Annotated in this window: 17 protein-coding genes; 6 read left to right on the top strand and 11 right to left on the bottom strand. The window is 62.2% G+C overall.

The window, feature by feature from the left end:
* The first annotated feature begins 199 nt into the window (after nucleotides 1–199).
* A complete protein-coding gene (locus tag ACWTU8_RS07740; protein WP_455847662.1) occupies nucleotides 200–2,524 on the top strand; it encodes an NADP-dependent malic enzyme in 2,325 nt (774 codons plus the stop codon).
* Between the two features lie 76 nt (nucleotides 2,525–2,600).
* Nucleotides 2,601–3,797: a DUF2865 domain-containing protein gene (locus ACWTU8_RS07735; protein ID WP_455847661.1), complete on the top strand. Its 1,197-nt coding sequence runs from the start codon at nucleotides 2,601–2,603 to the stop codon at nucleotides 3,795–3,797.
* Here the strand turns inward: ACWTU8_RS07735 and gltX are convergent.
* The 5 genes from gltX to ACWTU8_RS07710 form a co-directional block, all read right to left on the bottom strand.
* Nucleotides 3,715–5,088: a glutamate--tRNA ligase gene (gene gltX, locus ACWTU8_RS07730; RefSeq protein WP_455847660.1), complete on the bottom strand. Its 1,374-nt coding sequence runs from the start codon at nucleotides 5,086–5,088 to the stop codon at nucleotides 3,715–3,717. The two genes, ACWTU8_RS07735 and gltX, sit on opposite strands and share 83 nt — an antisense overlap.
* Nucleotides 5,089–5,221: 133 nt before the next feature.
* Entirely contained in the window at nucleotides 5,222–7,027 is a 1,806-nt protein-coding gene (locus tag ACWTU8_RS07725) for an ABC transporter ATP-binding protein (protein WP_455847659.1), read from the bottom strand.
* Between the two features lie 394 nt (nucleotides 7,028–7,421).
* Complete coding sequence (locus ACWTU8_RS07720) at nucleotides 7,422–7,835, bottom strand: GNAT family N-acetyltransferase (protein ID WP_455847658.1); 414 nt, start codon at nucleotides 7,833–7,835, stop codon at nucleotides 7,422–7,424.
* 56 nt (nucleotides 7,836–7,891) lie between these two features.
* The gene (locus ACWTU8_RS07715) at nucleotides 7,892–9,607 is read right to left on the bottom strand and encodes an NAD+ synthase (protein ID WP_455847657.1); all 1,716 of its coding nucleotides are present in this window, start codon (nucleotides 9,605–9,607) and stop codon (nucleotides 7,892–7,894) included.
* A gap of 163 nt (nucleotides 9,608–9,770) precedes the next feature.
* Nucleotides 9,771–10,484, bottom strand: coding sequence for a DNA-3-methyladenine glycosylase I (locus tag ACWTU8_RS07710; protein WP_029352983.1), 714 nt, complete (start codon nucleotides 10,482–10,484; stop codon nucleotides 9,771–9,773).
* Between the two features lie 84 nt (nucleotides 10,485–10,568).
* Between ACWTU8_RS07710 and ACWTU8_RS07705 the strand changes: the two genes are divergently transcribed.
* Both ACWTU8_RS07705 and ACWTU8_RS07700 read left to right on the top strand, forming a co-directional pair.
* A complete protein-coding gene (locus tag ACWTU8_RS07705; protein ID WP_455847656.1) occupies nucleotides 10,569–11,132 on the top strand; it encodes a DUF1003 domain-containing protein in 564 nt (187 codons plus the stop codon).
* Nucleotides 11,129–11,716 carry a DedA family protein gene (locus tag ACWTU8_RS07700; RefSeq protein WP_455847655.1) on the top strand — a complete coding sequence of 196 codons (588 nt, stop codon included), beginning with the start codon at nucleotides 11,129–11,131 and terminating at the stop codon, nucleotides 11,714–11,716. The genes ACWTU8_RS07705 and ACWTU8_RS07700 overlap by 4 nt, the downstream gene beginning before the upstream one ends.
* A gap of 200 nt (nucleotides 11,717–11,916) precedes the next feature.
* On the opposite strand, the gene ACWTU8_RS07695 is transcribed toward ACWTU8_RS07700, so the two are convergent.
* From ACWTU8_RS07695 to ACWTU8_RS07685, 3 genes are all read right to left on the bottom strand, one after another.
* Nucleotides 11,917–12,504, bottom strand: coding sequence for a hemerythrin domain-containing protein (locus tag ACWTU8_RS07695; RefSeq protein WP_455847654.1), 588 nt, complete (start codon nucleotides 12,502–12,504; stop codon nucleotides 11,917–11,919).
* Between the two features lie 40 nt (nucleotides 12,505–12,544).
* On the bottom strand, nucleotides 12,545–12,904 hold the full coding sequence (locus ACWTU8_RS07690; RefSeq protein ID WP_029352991.1) for a diacylglycerol kinase: 360 nt from the start codon (nucleotides 12,902–12,904) through the stop codon (nucleotides 12,545–12,547).
* 94 nt (nucleotides 12,905–12,998) lie between these two features.
* Nucleotides 12,999–13,418: a GFA family protein gene (locus tag ACWTU8_RS07685; protein ID WP_455847653.1), complete on the bottom strand. Its 420-nt coding sequence runs from the start codon at nucleotides 13,416–13,418 to the stop codon at nucleotides 12,999–13,001.
* A 224-nt stretch (nucleotides 13,419–13,642) separates the two neighbouring features.
* Between ACWTU8_RS07685 and ACWTU8_RS07680 the strand changes: the two genes are divergently transcribed.
* Both ACWTU8_RS07680 and ACWTU8_RS07675 read left to right on the top strand, forming a co-directional pair.
* Nucleotides 13,643–13,885, top strand: coding sequence for a ribbon-helix-helix domain-containing protein (locus tag ACWTU8_RS07680; protein WP_455847652.1), 243 nt, complete (start codon nucleotides 13,643–13,645; stop codon nucleotides 13,883–13,885).
* Nucleotides 13,886–13,964: 79 nt separating this feature from the next.
* Nucleotides 13,965–14,111 (top strand): hypothetical protein, encoded by a 147-nt coding sequence (locus tag ACWTU8_RS07675; RefSeq protein WP_455847651.1) that lies wholly within the window; start codon nucleotides 13,965–13,967, stop codon nucleotides 14,109–14,111.
* A gap of 135 nt (nucleotides 14,112–14,246) precedes the next feature.
* Here the strand turns inward: ACWTU8_RS07675 and ACWTU8_RS07670 are convergent, their stop codons facing one another.
* From ACWTU8_RS07670 to ACWTU8_RS07660, 3 genes are all read right to left on the bottom strand, one after another.
* Entirely contained in the window at nucleotides 14,247–15,620 is a 1,374-nt protein-coding gene (locus ACWTU8_RS07670) for a class II 3-deoxy-7-phosphoheptulonate synthase (RefSeq protein WP_455847650.1), read from the bottom strand.
* 183 nt (nucleotides 15,621–15,803) lie between these two features.
* Complete coding sequence (gene mfd / locus ACWTU8_RS07665) at nucleotides 15,804–19,301, bottom strand: transcription-repair coupling factor (protein WP_455847649.1); 3,498 nt, start codon at nucleotides 19,299–19,301, stop codon at nucleotides 15,804–15,806.
* Between the two features lie 12 nt (nucleotides 19,302–19,313).
* The gene (locus ACWTU8_RS07660; protein ID WP_455848408.1) at nucleotides 19,314–19,601 is read right to left on the bottom strand and encodes an FAD assembly factor SdhE; all 288 of its coding nucleotides are present in this window, start codon (nucleotides 19,599–19,601) and stop codon (nucleotides 19,314–19,316) included.
* Between the last annotated feature and the right edge of the window lie 73 nt (nucleotides 19,602–19,674).

Genomic DNA, 19,674 nt, shown 5'->3' with positions numbered 1-19,674 from the left:
ACATACCCCGGTCGCGCAATGCGCTCCCATTAAATCAGCCCGGCAGCGACATGGCAGGTGAGGATTTCAGCGCAACAATCTGACATAGATGAGTTTTTGACGATTCTTCTGCCTAATTGGCAGTTGCGTCATTTGGCATCGTGAAAATCCAACGCTGCATGCTAAAAGGGCTTCAAGGCAGGATCGCAGAGAGGCCCGTATGGAAGGCGAAAACAAAAAAGCAGCCCGGTCGGACCTCGACGAAGCCGCACTTTATTTCCACAAGCATCCACGGCCTGGAAAGCTTGAAATCCAGGCAACAAAGCCGCTCGGCAACCAGCGCGACCTGGCGCTTGCCTATTCGCCCGGCGTCGCGGCGCCTTGTCTGGAAATCCGCGACAATCCGGCGGCGGCCGCCGACTACACGGCGCGCGCCAATCTGGTTGGCGTCGTCTCCAATGGTTCGGCGGTGCTCGGCTTGGGCAATATCGGCCCACTGGCCTCCAAGCCGGTGATGGAAGGCAAGGCGGTGCTGTTCAAGAAATTTGCCGGCATCGATGTGTTCGACATCGAGATCGACGCGCCTGACATCGAGCGGATGGTCGAGACCATCTCGGCGCTGGAGCCGACCTTCGGCGGCATCAACCTCGAGGACATCAAGGCGCCCGAATGTTTTGAGGTCGAGGAACGGCTGAAGGCCCGCATGGCCATACCGGTCTTCCACGACGACCAGCACGGCACCGCGATCATCGTCGCCGCCGCCGTGCTCAACGGGCTGGAATTCGCCGGCAAGACGATCTCCGACATCAAGATCGTCACCTCCGGGGCCGGGGCAGCGGCCCTTGCCTGCCTCAACTTGCTGGTTTTGCTGGGCGCGCGCATCGAAAACATCTGGGTCACCGACCGTTTCGGCGTCGCCTACAAGGGCCGCGTCGATGAGATGGACCGCTGGAAGGCCCCTTATGTGAAGGACACCGAGGCGCGCACGCTGGCCGATGTGCTGCCCGGCGCCGACGTGTTCCTGGGGCTTTCGGCCGCCGGCGTGCTGAAACCGGAATTGCTCCAGCATATGGCGCCAAAACCGCTGATCCTGGCGCTGGCTAACCCCAATCCCGAGATCATGCCGGAAGCGGCACGGGCGGCACGACCCGACGCGATGATCTGCACCGGCCGTTCCGATTTCCCCAATCAGGTCAACAACGTACTTTGTTTTCCTTATATTTTCCGTGGCGCGCTGGACTGCGGCGCCAGCGCCATCAACGAAGAGATGAAGATGGCGGCGGTGCGGGCGATCGCTGCCCTTGCCCGCGAGGAACCGTCAGATGTCGCCGCGCGCGCCTATTCCGGCGAAACGCCGATCTTCGGGCCTGATTTCCTGATCCCCTCGCCCTTCGACCCGCGGCTGATCCTGCGCATCGCTCCGGCGGTGGCCAAAGCCGCCTGCGACACCGGCGTCGCGACACGGCCGATCACCGACTTTGCCGCTTATATCGACACGCTGAACCGCTTCGTCTTCCGCTCCGGCCTGGTGATGAAGCCGGTGTTTACGATGGCCAAGACGTCGAATGCCAAGCGCGTCATCTATTCCGACGGCGAGGATGAGCGCGTGTTGCGTGCCGCCCAGGTGGTGCTGGAGGAAGGCATCGCCGAGCCGATCCTGATCGGCCGCCCGCACGTCATCGAGGTGCGGCTGAAACGCTACGGACTGCGCATCAAGCCAGGCGTCGATTTCGGCCTGATCAATCCCGAGGACGATCCACGCTATCGCCACTATGTCGACCTTTTGATCGAACTCGCCGGCCGGCGCGGCGTCACGACGGAGGCCGCCCGCACCTTGGTGCGCACCGACAACACGGTGATCGCCGCACTTGCCCTCAAGCGTGGCGATGCCGACGCCATGGTTTGCGGCCTGGAAGGACGTTTTGAGCGGCATTTGCGCAATGTCACCCTGATCATCGGCCCGCGCGCCGGTATCAAGGATCATGACCTGTCGACGCTTTCCATGCTGATCTCGCAGCGAGGCATCATTTTCCTCACCGACACCCATGTCACGGTCGATCCGACGGCCGAGGAGATCGCCGAGATGACAGTGTTGGCGGCCGAAGAAATCCAGCGCTTCGGCATCGAACCCAAGGCCGCCCTGCTGTCGCATTCGGATTTCGGCTCACGCGATTCGCCAAGCGCGCTCAAGATGCGGCAGGCGGCGGCAATCCTGGCGCGCATCGCGCCAGACTTGCAATGCGACGGCGAGATGCATGCCGACTCGGCTTTGTCGGAGCAGCTGCGCCAGCGGGTCTATCCGCATTCGCGGCTGAAGGGCGAAGCCAATCTGCTGGTCTTCCCCAATCTCGATTCGGCGAACATCACGCTCACCGCGCTGCGCGCGATGATGGACGCGCTGCATGTCGGCCCGATCCTGCTCGGCACCGACAGACCGGCGCATATATTGACGCCGTCGGTGACGTCACGTGGCGTCGTCAACATGACGGCGCTCGCCGTGGTCGAAGCGGCCCATAAGGCGCAGGCGGTAGTAAATCTGGGCTAAAACGGCTTTTTCGCGGTAAGCTGATAAATGACCGCAAAAGCGGTAGCGACGGGCGGTTAAACGGAGTTCACGGCCAATGACGGGCGGAGGGAGGAAGCTGACGCATGCCGCGGCGCTGCTTGGTGCCCTGGCGTTATCAGGCTTTGCCGTCACTCAGCCGCAGGCCGCCTCCCGTGTTTGCCGGCAACTGGAAGCCGATCTCGCGACCGCTTCGCGCGGTGGCGGCGGCAAGCCGGCCCTGCTCAGGAAATACGATGATGCGATCGTGCGGCAGCGCGAGCAGATTTCAAAGGTAAGCCGCCAGTCCGACAGCGCCGGCTGCGGCTTTTCGCTGCTCGGCCGCAATCGCAACGCTTGCGCCGCACTCGAGGCCACGCTCGACCGCATGAACGCCAATCTCGATGCCCTGCAGGTCAAGCGCGCGCAGCTCGCCGGCGGCGGCTCGCGCCGCGATCGCGCACGCATATTGGCCTCACTTGACGCCAATGGCTGTCGCGACAGCGTCGTGCCTTCGAAACGTGCGCCTGTCCTCGAAGCGAACCGTGAAAACGGCGAAGAAGGCCTGCTCGATCGGCTTTTGGGCGACGCCAGAAATCACCCCGATGCTCTGGACGAGCCGAGCGATCCCGACGAAGAACGCGGTGTCCGCGCCATGATCAATCAGCCCGACGGCATGGACCTGCCACGCCTTGGCGGCGAATTCCGCACAATGTGCGTGCGCACTTGCGACGGCTATTTCTTCCCGATGTCGAATGCCGCCTCGCTGGGCGATTTCGAGCGCGACCAGAAGAACTGCGATTCGAGTTGCCCCGGCACCGAGATGCAGGTGTTGTATACGCGCGGCATTGGCGACGACTCGGCGGACATGACGTCTTCGGTAACCGGCAGGCCCTACAGCGAACTGCCGACCGCCTATCTCTACAAGCAGCCCGAAACGTTGCGCCCGCCGGCCTGCGGCTGCAACGCTGCACAGAATTTCGAGATCATTGCCGGCAATCCGCCAAGCCCGGAACAGACCGAGGCCGATGTGGAGACCCAGCCGCTCATTCCGGTGCCTGTCGCCAAAGCCGATCAAGGCGCCGACCCCGAGACCTTGGCAAATGTCGAAGGCGGGCGCGATCGCGAAGCCATCAAGCGCCTCGCCGTCAAACCCTCGCCGACGACTTTGCCGCCGCCGGGACGGCGCAAGGTCAGGGTCGTCGGGCCAACGTTCCTTCCCGACCCAGCAGCGGCAACAGATCTGCAAGCTCCGGCCCCGAAGGCTGCCCCGTAAGCGCCAGCCTGAGCGGCATGAACAGCGCCTTGCCCTTGCGGCCGGTCGCTTCCCTGATCCTGCCCGTCCACTCCTTCCAGACCGACCCGTTCCAGGGGTCTTCCGGCAAAAGGTCGAACGCCTGGCGAAGGAAATCGCGGTCGACGTCGGAAAGGTCCGGCTGCTCCTGCGGGCCGTCGCGAAGTGTGCGCCACCAGATTGCTGCATCGGCCAGCCTGTCGAGATTGCCGCGCACCGCCAGCCAGAAGGGCTCGGCCTGTTCGCCGGAAATGCCGAGCACGATCAACCGGTCGCGCGCCTCGGAAAACGGCATATGGTGGAGCAGTGTGCGGTTGAGCACGAAGAGCTCGTCCGGATCGAATTTGGCGGCGGATTTCGACGTCGCGGCCGGATCGAAGCGCCGGGCAAGTTCGGTCATATCAGGCACCGCCACTACGTTCTCCGACGTGCCGACAAGCACGGCCAGCGAGGCAACGGCCATCGGTTCGATGCCGGTCTCGCGTAGGCTCTCGATGGACAGCGCGCCGCTCCGCTTCGACAGGCCCTCGCCCGATGCAGTGGTCAAAAGATTGTGGTGGCCGAACTCCGGCGGCTCGGCACCCAGTGCCTGGAACAGCGCGATCTGCACGCCCGTGTTGGTGACGTGGTCGTCGCCACGGATGACATGGCTGATCCCCATCTCGATGTCATCGACCACCGAGGGCAGAGTATAGAGATAGGTGCCGTCCTCGCGCATTAGAACCGGGTCGGAAACCGAGGCAAGGTCGACGGTTTCCTCGCCGCGCACCAGATCGTTCCAGTGGATTTCGGTGCGCTCCGGCTGCAGAGGATCGCTGGTGAAATTGGGCAGGAGGAAGCGCCAATGCGGCCGCCGACCATCGGACTGGTATTCGGCGATCTGCTCAGGGGTCAGCGTCAGCGCTTCGCGGCCGTAGACCGGCGGCAGGCCGCGCGTGCGGCGCACCTTGCGCCTGAGATCGAGCTCTTCCGGTGTTTCGTAACAAGCGTAGAGAAGGCGCGCCGCCTTCAATTTCTCCACCGCCGCATCGTAGATCTCGAAGCGCCGTGACTGGTATTCCGTCGCGTCCGGAAATATCCCTAGCCAATGTAGGTCGTAGAGGATGGCGTCGGAGAATTCCTGCGTCGAGCGGGCGACGTCGGTGTCGTCGAAACGCTGGATGAAGCGGCCCTTGTTGTTCATGGCGAACAGCCAGTTGAACAGCGCAGTGCGCGCGTTGCCGATATGAATGCGGCCGGTGGGTGATGGGGCGAAACGGACGGTAACTGTCATGAACGGGGCGTACCGGATGGTTTTGCTGTTGACAAGACACGCCCCCGCGCTTGGCCGCAGACATAGAACATGACGAAGGCGATGAAAAGGCGGCAGCGCCGCGCGACCATTAAGACACGCGGCGCTGTAAGCGTCAGATCGCCAGCCCCTTGGTCAATTCGAGCGCCTGGCGCTCGAACAGCCGGCGGTAGATGCCGCCCTGCAGCCGGATCAGTTGGTCATGCGAACCCTCTTCGACGATGCGGCCGCGATCGAACACCAGAAGCCTGTCCAGCGCCCGCACCGTCGAAAGCCGGTGCGCGATGACGAGCGTTGTGCGGCCGACCATCAACCGCTCCATCGCCTGCTGGATCAGCACCTCCGATTCCGAATCGAGGCTGGATGTCGCCTCGTCCAGAATGAGGATCCGCGCGTCGGCGAGGAAAGCCCGCGCGATCGCCACGCGCTGGCGCTCGCCGCCCGATAGTTTCACGCCGCGTTCGCCGACCAGCGTGCGGTAACCCTTCGGCAGGCCGACGATGAAGTCGTGCGCGCTTGCCAGCCGTGCTGCGTGCTCGATTTCGGCTTGCGTGGCGCTCGGCCGGGCATAGGCGATGTTTTCGGCCAGCGACCGGTGGAACAGAATCGGCTCCTGCTGGACGATGGCTATCTGCCCGCGCAGCGATGCCTGCGCCACCCCAGCAATTTCCTGGCCGTCGATCAGGATCGTTCCCGCGTTCACGTCGTACAGGCGCTGGATCAGCTTGACGAAGGTCGTCTTGCCCGAGCCCGAATGGCCGACCAGCCCGATGCGTTCGCCCGGCGCGATATCCACCGAAAAGTCGCGATAGAGCGGCAGTCGATGGCTGCCATAATGGAAGGTGACGTTGTCGAAGCTGATGCGACCGTCGGTGATGCGGATCGGTTTGGCGCCGGGCGCATCCTCGATACCGAGCGGCTCGGACTGGAAGTCGACCAGTTCCTCCATGTCGTTGATCGAGCGCTGCAAATTGCGGATGTGCGTGCCGATGTCGCGCAAATAGCCTTGCAGCACGAAGAACGAGGTCAGCACGAAGGTGACATCGCCGGCGCTCGCCTGCCCCCACGACCACAAAAGCAGCGAAAGTCCGATCACCGCTGCTCTCAGAAGCAGCAGCATCGACCCTTGCGTGGTGCCGTTGATGGTGCCGCGCACCCAGGTGCGGCGCGTACGCGCGCGCCATCTGGCCACGACTTTGGCAAGGCGCGTCTCCTCGCGCTCCTCGGCGCCAAAACCCTTGACCACGGCGTTGCAGCTCACCGCATCGGCCAACGAACCGCCCAGGCGCGTGTCCCACGCGTTGGCAAGCCTTGCGGCAGGCGCGACATAGCCAAGCGACAGCAGCGCCGTCACCGCGATGAAAAGCAACGAACCTGCGGCGACGACAGCACCCATCAGCGGCCAGAACCAGCCGAGCAGCAGCGTCGAGCCGACGAGCATGACGAGGGACGGCAGCAGCGCGATCAGGATCGTGTCGTTGAGCAGGTCGAGCGCCCACATGCCGCGGGTTATCTTGCGCACGGTCGATCCGGCGAAGCTGTTGGCGTGCCAGTCGGTCGAGAAGCGCTGGACGCGATGGAAGGCGTCGGCGGCGATATCCGCCATCATCTTCAGGGTCAGTTCGACGATGGCCATGAAGGCGAGATTGCGCAGCACAACACCGGTGAGCGCCAGGGCTACCAGCATCGAAAAGGCCGCCATCGCCGCATTCCACGCGACATCGTCCGCTGCAGCACTGCTGGCAACGGCATCGACCAGTCGGCCGGAATAGAGCGGCGTCAGCACGTCGGCCAACGTCGACAGCAGGAACGTGCCCATAATGAGCGAAAGCCGCCACGGCTGACGCCGCCAATGACTGAGCGTGAAGCCAAGAACGCTGCGAAAGGCGCCCGCGCGCAAATCTACCTGAAAACGAGCCATGATGTCATTCGGGCGCAAGCGAGCCCGGTCCCGGTAAGGTCGAAAATTGAAAAAACCGCGTGGGGCGAATTAGCGCCCGGGAATGCGGAGGTTCGGCATATTTGGCGGCTCACCCGAATACGGGCGGCGACCGGCATCGACGAAGGCCTGTTGTCAGATCGGCTTGGCCATGAAGGTGAAAACCTTCCGGCGCGCCTCCTGAGACCTAGACTTCGCGGCCTCGCATAACGATATCAAATCCTGGCATTCGGTCCTCCCGAAAAGGGGAATCGCGGAACCGTTCTTATAGAGATGCCCCAACGCGTCGCCAAGCCAGAGAGCGACCGAAAGCGCATCTGGTCCAACCAGTGAGAAGATTTGCAACAATCGCGGGTTGTGCGCCGTCGTCGTCCACTCAGGCTACCGGAATACGATCGAGCCGCATGTAGCGGCCATCGGTGGACGGCCTGAAGCCAAGTTTTTCGTAAACGGCGTGGGCATCGTTGGTCGACAGGCTCCAGTGCGTGACTGTCTTGCAATCCGGATGATCGATAAGCGCCTGGACAAGCCGCGTGCCGATCCCTTGCCCACGATATTCCGGCCAGATGATGACATCAGCCAGATAGGCAAACACCGTGCGGTCGGTGATTGCCCGGCCGAAGCCGACCTGCTTGCCGTCGGAATAGGCGCCGACGCAAAGCGAATTAGCAAATGCGCGGCGGTGGACTTCATCGCTGCGCCCGCTGCCCCAGTAGCTTGCCATCAACAGGTCGGAGGTTGCCCGGAAGTCGATCCGTGACACGTCGAAGCTGATTTCACAGTCAGGCATAGCTGTCCCACCGATCGTCCGGCCGCAGCCATTTCACAGGAGCGAGAAACGGTGATCTATCCGCCATCCCTGAACCGGTTGGTGATGGGATAACGGCGGTCGCGGCCGAAATTCTTTTTGGTGATCTTCACGCCGGGCGCTGCCTGCCGGCGCTTATATTCGGCGATGTAGAGCAGATGTTCGACGCGCGTCACCGTCGCCCCGTCGTGGCCGCGGGCAACGATCTCGTCGACACCCATCTCGTTCTCGACCAGACACTCCAAGATGTCGTCCAGCACCGGATAGGGCGGCAGCGAATCCTGATCCGTCTGGTTCTCGCGCAGTTCCGCCGACGGCGCCTTGTCTATGATGTTGTTCGGGATCACCTCGCCGGAGGGGCCCAGTGCGCCCGGCGGCACGTGCGTATTGCGCCAGCGCGACAGCGCATAGACCTGCATCTTGTAGAGGTCCTTGATCGGGTTGAAGCCGCCATTCATGTCGCCGTAGAGCGTGGCGTAGCCAACCGACATCTCGCTCTTGTTGCCGGTGGTGACCACCATCGAGCCGAACTTGTTGGAGATCGCCATCAAAATGGTGCCGCGCGCGCGGCTCTGCAGGTTTTCCTCGGTGATGCCTTCCTTGGTGCCCTCGAAAAGCTGCGTTAACGTATGCAGGAATCCCTCGACCGGCTCGAAGATCGGCACGATATCGTAGCGGCAACCGAGCGCGCGGGCACAGTCCTCGGCATCCCTCAGCGAGTCCTTCGAAGTGTAGCGATAAGGCATCATCACGGCGCGCAGCCGTTCCTCGCCGAGCGCATCGACGGCAAGCGCCGCGCAGATCGCCGAATCGATACCGCCGGATAGGCCGAGCACAACGTTCTTGAAGCCGTTCTTGTTGACGTAGTCGCGCAGGCCCAGCATGCAGGCGCGATAATCGGCCTCCTCCTTTTCCGGGATTTTCGACATCGGCCCTTCGGAGCAGACCCAGCCGTCGGAATTATTTCCATTTTGCCCGCCTGCGGCGGCGCGGTTTCTCTTCCAGGTGGTGACGTTGACCGTCTCCTCGAACTGGCTCATCTGGAATGCCAGGGTCTTGTCGGCGCCGATGGCAAATGATGCACCGTCGAAGATCAGTTCGTCCTGGCCGCCAAGCTGATTGGCATAGATGATCGGCAATCCGCATTCGATGACCTGGCGGATGACAACCTGGTGGCGAACGTCGACCTTACCGCGATAATAGGGCGAGCCGTTCGGCACCAGCAGGATTTCCGCACCGCTTTCGGCCAGCGTCTCGCAGACGCCGACATCGCCCCAGATATCTTCGCAGATCGGAATCCCCAGGCGCACGCCGCGGAAATTGACCGGTCCCTGCATTTCAGGACCAGCCTGGAAGACGCGCTTCTCGTCGAATTCGCCGTAATTCGGCAAATCGAGCTTGTAGCGCTCGGCAAGGATCTTGCCGCCATCGGCGAAAATGATCGAATTGTGCGTGCCGCTGTTGCGCTTCAGCGGCGTGCCGATGATGACGCCCGGCCCGCCATCGGCAGTATCGCCGGCGAAATCCTGCGCCGCCCGCTCGCAGGCCTTCAGGAAAGCCGGCTTCAGCACCAGGTCTTCGGGCGGATAACCGGCGAGGAAAAGCTCGGTGAACAGCACGAGGTCGGCGCCCTGGCGAGCGGCATCCGCCCTCGCCTCGCGCGCCTTGGCGAGATTGCCGGCGACGTCGCCAACCGTGGGATTGAGCTGGGCGACGGCGATGCGCAATATGTCGGAAGCGGTGTTGTTGGTCATGCCTGCTGACTTAGCGCGACGGAATTCGCCGGGCAATGGCGTTCGCTTGGACCACCCCAGACCGAATGACATGTGTCATTCGTGTCCAGACCGATCGACGACGTCGATCGTGTCGAGACCGATCTACGGATCGTGTGGGATCGATCGACATATCGATCGTGTCCTATTCGCCCATATATTCGCGCAGTGCCTCCGGCGAGTGGTTCTCGCCGATCGACATCGCCAGAATGCGAGAAATATGCCGGCGCGGCAGGCTGGTTTCCGCCGCCCAGACATTGATCTGGTTCTGGATCTTGTCGAGATCCCTCTTGGAGGTCGGGATTTCGGCGATGTCCAGGCCGGCGTCGCGCAGCGCCGCCGCCATGTCGGCTGAGACGATGAAGGCGTCCCACTCCAGCCACCTCAGAAAATACTGGCCGGTGTTGCCGCCGAGCCGGCTGCCATGCTTGCCGAGATAGGCCATCAGTCCAACCTGGTCGTCTTCAGGCCAATCGGCGAGGAACCTGCCGAAGCCGCCATGCTCCTTCGACACGCGGGCGACGAAGGCCGCGTTGTCGCGGACGGATTTGATCTTCTGCGGGTTGCGCACGATACGCTCGTCCCTCGCCAGATCGTGCCAGAAATCGTCCGGCTGAAACAACAGCCGCTTCGGCTCGAAGCGGAGGAACGCTTCTTCGAAACCAGGCCATTTCTGCTCGATGACACGCCAGACGAAACCAGCGGCGAAAACACGCTCAGCCATGGTCGAGAGGATGCGGTCGTCGGTAATGTCAGCCACCGCGGCATTGTCGGGCATAGGTCCCAGCAGCGACGCCAGCGCCGCTTCCCCGCCCTTGCGTTTGGCCGCGCGGGCGCGGATTTTCTGAAAATCCATCATTGTTTCCTCACCTTATCGCGTCAATCTACCACTTCCCGTGCGAACCAGTAGCCTCTACCTCTATCGCTGACGACGGAGGCGACGATGAACAAGACGATCGAGGAACTGGCGAACCGTTGGCTGAAGCGAAAGCCGGACGGCCTCAGCGCACCTGAAAACCGGGTGCTGCAATCAACGCTCGAACGCACCACGATCTCGAAGGACACCAACAAGGCCGTCGCTTTTCATCAGACGTTTGGCGACCGCCTCGCCGACACCATCGCCCGGATCGGCGGTTCCTGGTCCTTCATCCTGGCCTTCATCGCCTTCCTGATCCTGTGGACGTCAGGCAATGTCTGGCTCCTGTCGCGCGATGCCTTCGATCCCTATCCCTTCATTTTCCTCAACCTCATCCTGTCCATGATCGCTGCGCTGCAGGCGCCGGTGATCATGATGGCGCAGAACCGCCAGGCCGAGCGCGACCGCATCGACGCCGCCCACGACTACGAGGTCAATCTCAAGGCCGAGATCGAGATCATGGCGCTGCATGAGAAGCTGGACGAACTGCGCCACAGCCAGATCGTTGGCATGCGCGACGAGATCGCCCAGCTCGCCGAACAGGTGAAGCGGATCGACGAGATTCTGTCGAAGCAGCGGACGCGTTCATGACGGATGCCATCCACCATCTCGTCGAACAATACGGGCTGATTGCCGTCTTTCTGGGCTGTGTCGCCGAGGGCGAAAGTGCCGCCCTCCTTGGCGGGTTTTTCGCCCATCAGCATGTCTTCGTCCTGTGGCAGGCGTTTCTGGCGGCCTCCATCGGCGCCTTTGTCGGCGACACTTTATTCTTCACCCTCGGACGAAGCTTCGCCAATCATCCGCTTGTGATCAAATTGAGAGGTCGGCCAGGCTTCAGCCACGCCTATCGTCTCGTCTCCAACCATCCCGACATTTTCGTGCTGTCGAACCGCTTCATTTACGGCCTGCGCCTTGTCGGCGGCATCGCGGCCGGATTGTCCGGCATTGCCGTGACGCGCTTTGTCATTCTCAACGTCATTTCATCCATAGTCTGGGCCGGATCTTTCACCACCATCGGCTATGTGTTCGGGCTGGGCGCGGAGCGCATCGTGGGCCAGGCGTTGGTCCGTCACGAGCGATTGCTGATCGCCCTGGCGATTGGGTTGGCAGCGGTGGTCCTCGCCTGGTTCATCGCTCACACCATTGCCAAAAAGGAGCGTAGCAAGGAAACGTAAGGGTCGACCAAACCTGACCTCACCTTGCTCCGGGATGTGTTGAGATTCAGGTCAGGCCGAGTCGGAGTCGAAGACGGGCGCGAAGCGACCAAACAGGTGGGTTCCGAGAACCGGAGCGCAGCGTACTTTTGGGTGCGTGAGCACCGGAAGCACAGGAAGCCGCCATTTGCAGGCCGGCATCACCTGAATATCCACACATCCTAGTCGATGCCGAGCGCCCGGTCGCCGCGATCAAGGACCAGCGGAATGATCAGGTCTTCCTCATCGGCAAGGTGCCGGGTCAGCATGGCGATCAACCGGCTGTTCTCGTCGGCATAGGGATCGGCGGCAAAGCGCTGCTTGTCCTCGCTGTCCTGAAGCGTGCGGATGAAGGCGTTCGCGGTCTCGGCATTGCGCTCCAGCCCCTCATGGATCGTGTGATGATCGGCATCGAGAAACTCGAAGCCGCGCTTCAGCCGGACCTCGGCTTTGGCGAACACCGGGAAATAATGATGGTCCTCGACATTGTGGTGACCGTCGAGATTGCTAAGAAAATGGTTGAGGCGCGGCGCGAACCAGCGAGCGAACTCCGGCCCCGTCAGCCTGCCCTCGTGATAGTCGTCGATACCGTTGGTCAGCATGCCGCCGAGCTCGCGGAACATGTCGTGCCGCTGCAGCCACATAGTGGCGATTCCATGGATGTTGGAATGCGCCTGCCAGATCTCGCGCGGATATTTATCAGTCAGCCAGCGCAAATCATCGGGCAAGCCGGCACGCTCGAGCAGAAGAGAATCAGTAGCGTCCGACATGACGGTCTCCTTTGGTAACCGCCATATAAGAGGTGAGGGATTAGATCGGTAGCCCCAAGATTCGCTCGATGATGGCGATGCCCCAGACGCCGGCAACGATCACCACCGAAATCAGCACCGCCAGCGAACCGCAGTCTTTGGCGAGCTGGATATCGACGTTGAATTCCCGGCTGAACGCATCGCATGCGGCCTCGATGCCGGTGTTCAGCACTTCGACCATGATCAGGAGCAGCACCGCCCCGATCAACAGCGCATAGCCGCGCCACGACACCGAAACAAACCAGCCAAGCGGCAACGCCAGCACGAGCAGCATCAGCTCCTGCTGGAAGGCTTTTTCGCTGGAAGCCAATTTGCGAAATGCCCGCACTGAATTGAAGAAAGCATCGATCAGCCGCTGCATGCCAAACCTTTCCAAATCACCGGCAGGGGATAGCGCAATGGCCGGATCAAGGGAATAAGGCGATCTCTTCAAAAATCATTCGTCGGCGACCTTCTCACCCATCCGCGACCTTGATCGACGGCGTCGACTTCTCGAACTGCGGCAGCCCATCGTCGATCGTGTAGTAGTCGCCCTTGTCGCCGACGAAGATGTGACATTGCCCCTGAAGTCCCGTGGGCTCGTCGAATAGTCCCGCCAGAACCGAGATGTAGGCATCTTGCCGTGGCTTCCAGAACAGCAGAGAGCCGCATCTCTTGCAAAAGCCGCGCTTTGCAAACGAAGACGCTTCGTACCAAGTGATGCTCTCGACACCTGATATTGTGATGTTCCCTTCGGGGACATTGGTTGCAGCGTAGAAGTGACCACTCTGCTTCCGGCATTGCGAGCAGTGACAATAGATCACGCCGCGCAATGGCCCCCGCGTCCTGAAGCGCACGGTTCCGCACAGGCATGACCCGGTATGAGTGTCGTCCATCTCGCCCCTCCCAACGCAGTCGCCATCCCCGGCATTGCGGTAGGATTCCAGTTTTATGGCCGCCGCGCACGAGCAAATGCGACACAAAGCGGGCGTGTTCGAACTGCCAGCTATGAAACCGACCGCGACCCTAAAGGCGCTAATGTGGCGCTGAGCTAAATTGCCATTGCAAAGATTGCCAAGCGCTCATTTATCGGGCGAAGCCCAGAGGCAAAGGAAGCGACATGGCAACGATGAACATAAGTCTTCCAAGCGATATGGTCGAGTTTGTGGAGCACGAAGTCTCCCAAGGCGGGTACGCTTCCTCGAGTGAAGTCGTCAAGGAAGCACTGCGCTTGCTGCGACACGAAAAGGGCCCAGCAGGCGGAGAAACTCGCCATCCTTCGGCGCGAAATCAGTATCGGGGTGGAAGCCGCCAACGCAGGGCGACTCGGAGAAAAGCGTCAGTGACATTCTCGATGAGGTGATGCTCGAATCGCCCAGGAGATGAGACACGAGCTTACCGAACCCGCCGAACGCGATACCAGGGACATCTTGCGAAATACGATGCTGATGTTCGATCCGCAGCAAGTCCGTGCCTACGCTCGCATCATCGAACTCGGTATCCAGCTAGTCTTGGAAGATCCGGATCGACCAGGTTCCATTGAGCGCGCCGAACTCGCCATGAGCGCATGGAACCACGGCATAAAGTGATCAGAGCACTCAAGAATATGACAAGAACCAAGGCAGGTAGCCCGGAGATACCCGACGCTGATAAGCCGCCAAGTGGTCCGGGTTCCTCAGAGGCTGGGGATTTCTCCGGCGCTTCTTGATCGATGGCGACTGAAATCAGCCGTTGACGGCCTGCTTGTGCTGGACCGGGTGGCTCTTCTTGAGCAGGTCCGAGACCAGGAATGCCAGCTCGATCGCCTGGTCGGCGTTGAGGCGCGGGTCGCAATGGGTGTGGTAGCGATCCTGCAGCTCCTCGGCGGTGATGGCGCGGGCGCCACCGGTACATTCGGTGACGTTCTTGCCGGTCATCTCGATATGGATGCCGCCCGGATGCGTGCCTTCGGCACGATGCACCTCGAAGAAGGTCTGAACTTCCTTCAGGATGCGGTCGAACGGCCGCGTCTTGTAGCCGGCGGCCTCGATGGTGTTGCCATGCATCGGGTCCGACGACCACACCACGCTCCGGCCTTCTTTTTTCACCGCGCGCAGCAGCTTCGGCAGATGGTCGGCGACCTTGTCGGAGCCGAAGCGCGCGATCAGCGTCAGCCGGCCGGGCTCGTTCTCCGGATTGAGCAGGTCGATGAGCTGCAGCAAGCCGTCCGGCGTCAGCGACGGGCCGCATTTCAGGCCCAGCGGGTTCTTGATGCCACGGCAGTATTCGACGTGGGCATGGTCTGGCTGGCGGGTGCGATCGCCGATCCAGATCATATGGCCGGAGGTCGCATACCAGTCGCCCGAGGTCGAATCGACGCGGGTCAGCGCCTCCTCATAGCCGAGCAGCAGCGCCTCGTGGCTGGTGTAGAAGTCGGTCTCGCGCAGCGCGTAATTGGTCTCCGAGGTGATGCCGACGGCCTTCATGAAGTCCATCGTCTCGGTGATGCGGTTGGCGAGCGACTCGTATTTCTCGCCTTGCGGGCTGTCCGAAACGAAGCCCAGCATCCATTGATGCACGTTCTCCAGACTGGCGTAGCCGCCCTGGGCGAAGGCGCGCAAAAGATTGAGCGTCGCCGCCGACTGGCGGTACGCCATTTCCTGGCGTGCGGGATCGGGAATACGCGACTTGGCGTCGAACTCGATGCCGTTGATGATGTCGCCGCGATAGCTGGGCAACGTCACGCCACCCTTGGTCTCGTTGTCGGACGAGCGCGGCTTGGCGAACTGGCCGGCAACACGGCCGACCTTCACCACCGGCTGCGCGCCGGCAAAGGTCAGCACCACAGACATCTGCAGGAAGACGCGGAAGAAGTCGCGGATGTTGTCCGCGCCATGCTCGGCGAAACTCTCGGCGCAATCGCCGCCCTGAAGAAGGAATGCGTTACCGGCAGCGACGGTCGCAAGCTGCTTCTTCAGCTTGCGTGCTTCACCTGCAAAAACCAGCGGTGGAAAGGTGGCGAGCTGGGCTTCCGTGTTCTTCAGCGCGGCAAGATCCGGATAGGCAGGAACCTGCTGGATCGGCTTTGCTCTCCACGAATTCGGCGACCATTTCGTCATCGTTGCACCCAACGTTCTTTCCAGCGGGTGCTATCGCCCGCCATTTCGCCCCAAAATGGGGCTCGCGGCTCCATACACGAAGCCGATTTCCTATTCTAGACCGGATTTGGACGTGTGGCGAATGGCCGTGATGCGCCAGGAACTGCCGGCGTAGTCATTGGCCAAAGCACCAGCAACGCCTTGTTAGGCAGCCTTCTCCACCAGCCGAGCCAATTGCGTCATGACGACGGCGGCCCCGGCCAGACGCTTTTCAGGTGTTGGCCAGTCGCGGCTGAAGACGACGCTCTGGTCGGGCCGGATCTTGGCCAGCGAACCCTGCTCGCCGATGAACGTGACCAGCCCGACAGGATTGGAAAACTCGCGCTTGCGGAAATGGATGACAACGCCTTTTGGTCCGGCATCGAGCTTTTCGACATTGGCCTTGCGGCAGAGCGCCTTGATGAAGACGATCTTCAGCAGATGCTTCACCTCCTCCGGCAGCGGGCCGAACCGATCGATCAGTTCTGCGCCAAAGGCATCGATCTCCTCGGTGTTTTCGAGGTCGCCGAGGCGGCGGTAGAGCGCCAGCCGTAGCTGCAGGTCCGGAACATAGCTTTCCGGGATCATCACCGCCGTGCCGACGGCGATCTGCGGCGACCAGCCGCCATCCTGAACCTCGCCGGAATCCTTCACCTCCGCGACAGCTTCCTCCAGCATCTGCTGGTAGAGCTCGAAGCCGACCTCCTTGATATGGCCCGACTGCTCTTCGCCGAGAAGATTGCCGGCGCCTCTGATATCGAGATCGTGGCTGGCGAGCTGGAAACCAGCGCCCAGCGTGTCGAGCGATTGCAGCACCTTCAGCCGGCGCTCGGCGGTGTCGGTCAGCTTGCGGTTGGCCGGCAGCGTGAACAGCGCATAGGCGCGCACCTTCGAGCGGCCGACGCGGCCGCGCAGCTGGTAGAGCTGTGACAGACCGAACATGTCGGCGCGATGCACGATCAGCGTGTTGGCGGTCGGGATATCGAGGCCGGATTCGACAATGGTGGTCGACAGCAGCACATCGTACTGGCCGTCGTAGAAGGCATTCATGATGTCGTCGAGCTCGCCGGGCGGCATCTGGCCGTGAGCGACAGCCACTTTCAGCTCTGGAACGGATTCATGCAGGAAATCATGGATTTCCGCCAGATCGCTGATGCGTGGCACGACGTAGAAGGAATGACCGCCGCGGTAGCGTTCCCTGAGCAGGGTCTCGCGGATGACCAGCGGGTCGAAGGGCGAGATGAAGGTGCGCACCGCCAGGCGGTCGACCGGCGGCGTGGCGATCAGCGACAGTTCGCGCACGCCGGTCAATGCCAGTTGCAGCGTGCGCGGGATCGGCGTCGCCGACAGCGTCAGCACATGCACGTCGCTCTTCAGGTCCTTCAGCCGTTCCTTGTGCTTGACGCCAAAATGCTGTTCCTCGTCGATGATCAACAGGCCAAGATTCTTGAACGAAATCGAGGCGCCGAGCAGCGCGTGAGTGCCGACGACGATGTCGACCGTGCCTTCGGCGATGCCCTTCTTGGTCTCGGCCAGATCCTTGGCGCCAACCAGCCGCGAGGCCTGAGCGACGTGGATCGGCAGGCCGGAGAAACGCTGCGAAAAGGTCTTGAAATGCTGGCGCGACAACAATGTCGTCGGCACCACCACCGCGACCTGAAACCCTTCCATCGCCGCGATGAAGGCGGCGCGAAGCGCAACTTCCGTCTTGCCGAAGCCGACGTCGCCGCAGATCAGCCGGTCCATCGGCTTTCCAGCGCCCAGATCGCCCATGACCGAATCGATCGCCGTCTGCTGGTCGTCGGTTTCCTCATAGGGAAACCGCGCGGAGAATTCGCCATAGAGACCTTCCGCCGGCACCAGCGAAGGAGCGGCGCGCATCTGCCGCTCTGCGGCGATGCGGATCAACTGGCCGGCCATGTCGAGCAGCCGCCGCTTCAGCCGCGCCTTGCGCGATTGCCAGGCGCCGCCACCAAGCTTGTCCAATGTCGCTTCGGCCGAATCCGAGCCATAGCGTGACAGCAGTTCGATGTTCTCAACCGGCAGAAACAGCCGGTCGTCGCCGGCATAATGGATTTCTAGGCAATCATGCGGCGCACCGACCGCCTCGATAGTGCGCAGCCCGATGAAGCGGCCAATGCCGTGGTCGGTGTGGACGACAATGTCGCCGGAGGACAACGCCGAGGCTTCGGCGATGAAGTCCGAAGCGCGTTTCTTGCGCTTCGAGCGACGGATCAGCCGGTCACCCAGAATGTCCTGCTCGGCGACGACGACCAGTTTCTCGGTCTCGAACCCGGATTCGAGCGGCAGCACGGCAAGTGCCGCCTGCCCTAGTTCGAGCTTTTCCGCCTCGGCCAGCGTGGCCACCGGCTTGAGATTGCCGAGATGATGTTCAGCCAGGATCTGGCCGAGCCGGTCTAGCGAACCTTCTGTCCAGCCGGCGACGACGACGCGGCGGCGGGCGGCCCGCTCATCGGCAATGTGTTTTACGACGACGTCGAAGACGTTGATGGTGGGATCGGCGCGTTCCTCGACGAAGCTGCGGCCATGCCGCGAGCCGGCATGGAAGATTTTCTTCGCGCCGGCATCGGGCACATCGAAGGGCGTGAAGTCGACCGCTTCGCGCGGCCCAAGCGAGGCGATGAGGTTTTCGGGCGACAGATAAAGCAGGTCCGGCGGCACCGGCTTGTACGGAACGGCGTCCTTAAGCGCGCCGTCCGCCTGCTTCCTGCGCGCCTCGTAGTGGTCCAGGATCAGCGTATGACGTTCTGCCAACGCTTCATGCGCCAGATGGTCGAACACGACAGGCGTGTCCGGCAGATAGTCGAACACCGTCTCCAGCCGCTCATAGAAGAACGGCAGCCAGTGCTCCATGCCGGCGAAACGCCGTCCCTCGCTGACCGCCGCATAGAGCCCGTCGTCGCGCGAAGGCGCGCCAAAGGCTTCGATGTAGCTGCGGCGGAAACGGCTGATGGTCTCCGGCGTCAGCGCCACTTCGCTCATCGCCTGCAGCGCCATCGACTTGCGCTGGCCGGTGGTGCGCTGAGTGGCGGCGTCGAAGACGCGGATTGATTCCAGCGTGTCGCCGAAGAAATCGAGCCTGAGCGCTTCCGTCCAGCCAGGTGCGAACAGGTCAAGAATGCCGCCGCGCACGGCAAACTCGCCGACGCCGCGGACGGTCGGCACCCGCTCGAAGCCTGACGTCTCCAGTCGCGACACCAGTGCATTCATGTCGATCTGGTTGCCGGGTTTGGCGTGGAAGGTCTGCGCCTCGATGAGGCTTGCCGGCGGAATGCGCTGCAGCAGCGCATTGGCGGTAGTCAGGATGACGGCGCGGTGCGGTTTTTTCACCAGCGCGATCATCGCTGTGAGCGCATCCAGACGCCGTGCGGCAGCATCCGCCCCGGGCGAGACGCGGTCGTAAGGCAGACAATCCCAGGCTGGCAGTTCGAGCACCGGCAGGCCTGGCGCGGCGAATGACAGCGCCTCAACGATCGAAGGCAGGCGCTGGCCGTCGCGCGCCACGAACAGCACCGGCTTGTCGGGCGCGATCTCGTGCGCGGCCTGCACCAGCGCAAAGGCTTCGTAGCCGTCGGCAACACCGTCGACGATGAACTGGCCGACGCGGCCTTTCGGCAGGCCAATGGTGGGGATCAAGCTCATGAAATCACGTATTCAGAATGTCATCGCCTGGCGCGACGCCAAGATCTTTTGCAGGACGGCACACTCGATATCAGCCGGAGCTGGGCGCTCGCCGGTGACCACGGGCAGGAATTCGGTGTCGGGAACGTCGAGGAGCCTCTCATATTGGTCGAGTTCGTCGCCGGTCAAGGCGCCGATCTCGGCGTCTGCGAAACTGCCGAGAATGAGGTCCATTTCGCGCATGCCGCGATGCCAGGACCGAAACAGAAGCTTGCGGCGGCGGGCGTCGAGCCCCTCGCTTGATCGTCCCGTTCCCGTCATCGTCCAGTATCCTTGCCTGAAGCGGGGCATATAGCGTGGATAGAGGGCGGTGTCAGCCTTGCGCTGCGGCTGT

Source organism: Mesorhizobium sp. BHbdii (assembly GCF_053848045.1).
The sequence above is the reverse complement of the archived record's forward strand: the minus strand, read 5'-3'. Positions and strand labels throughout refer to the sequence as shown.

Bases quoted from the DNA above. Each gene is read 5' to 3' on its own strand.
- ACWTU8_RS07670 (WP_455847650.1), bottom strand. From the start codon at position 15,620: ATGACGAAATGGTCGCCGAATTCGTGGAGAGCAAAGCCGATCCAGCAG.
- ACWTU8_RS07705 (WP_455847656.1), top strand. From the start codon at position 10,569: ATGAACAAGACGATCGAGGAACTGGCGAACCGTTGGCTGAAGCGAAAG.
- gltX (WP_455847660.1), bottom strand. From the start codon at position 5,088: ATGACAGTTACCGTCCGTTTCGCCCCATCACCCACCGGCCGCATTCAT.
- ACWTU8_RS07740 (WP_455847662.1), top strand. From the start codon at position 200: ATGGAAGGCGAAAACAAAAAAGCAGCCCGGTCGGACCTCGACGAAGCC.
- ACWTU8_RS07715 (WP_455847657.1), bottom strand. From the start codon at position 9,607: ATGACCAACAACACCGCTTCCGACATATTGCGCATCGCCGTCGCCCAG.
- ACWTU8_RS07700 (WP_455847655.1), top strand. From the start codon at position 11,129: ATGACGGATGCCATCCACCATCTCGTCGAACAATACGGGCTGATTGCC.
- ACWTU8_RS07680 (WP_455847652.1), top strand. From the start codon at position 13,643: ATGGCAACGATGAACATAAGTCTTCCAAGCGATATGGTCGAGTTTGTG.
- ACWTU8_RS07725 (WP_455847659.1), bottom strand. From the start codon at position 7,027: ATGGCTCGTTTTCAGGTAGATTTGCGCGCGGGCGCCTTTCGCAGCGTT.
- ACWTU8_RS07695 (WP_455847654.1), bottom strand. From the start codon at position 12,504: ATGTCGGACGCTACTGATTCTCTTCTGCTCGAGCGTGCCGGCTTGCCC.
- ACWTU8_RS07720 (WP_455847658.1), bottom strand. From the start codon at position 7,835: ATGCCTGACTGTGAAATCAGCTTCGACGTGTCACGGATCGACTTCCGG.
- ACWTU8_RS07675 (WP_455847651.1), top strand. From the start codon at position 13,965: ATGCTGATGTTCGATCCGCAGCAAGTCCGTGCCTACGCTCGCATCATC.
- mfd (WP_455847649.1), bottom strand. From the start codon at position 19,301: ATGAGCTTGATCCCCACCATTGGCCTGCCGAAAGGCCGCGTCGGCCAG.
- ACWTU8_RS07690 (WP_029352991.1), bottom strand. From the start codon at position 12,904: ATGCAGCGGCTGATCGATGCTTTCTTCAATTCAGTGCGGGCATTTCGC.
- ACWTU8_RS07710 (WP_029352983.1), bottom strand. From the start codon at position 10,484: ATGATGGATTTTCAGAAAATCCGCGCCCGCGCGGCCAAACGCAAGGGC.
- ACWTU8_RS07660 (WP_455848408.1), bottom strand. From the start codon at position 19,601: ATGACGGGAACGGGACGATCAAGCGAGGGGCTCGACGCCCGCCGCCGC.
- ACWTU8_RS07735 (WP_455847661.1), top strand. From the start codon at position 2,601: ATGACGGGCGGAGGGAGGAAGCTGACGCATGCCGCGGCGCTGCTTGGT.
- ACWTU8_RS07685 (WP_455847653.1), bottom strand. From the start codon at position 13,418: ATGGACGACACTCATACCGGGTCATGCCTGTGCGGAACCGTGCGCTTC.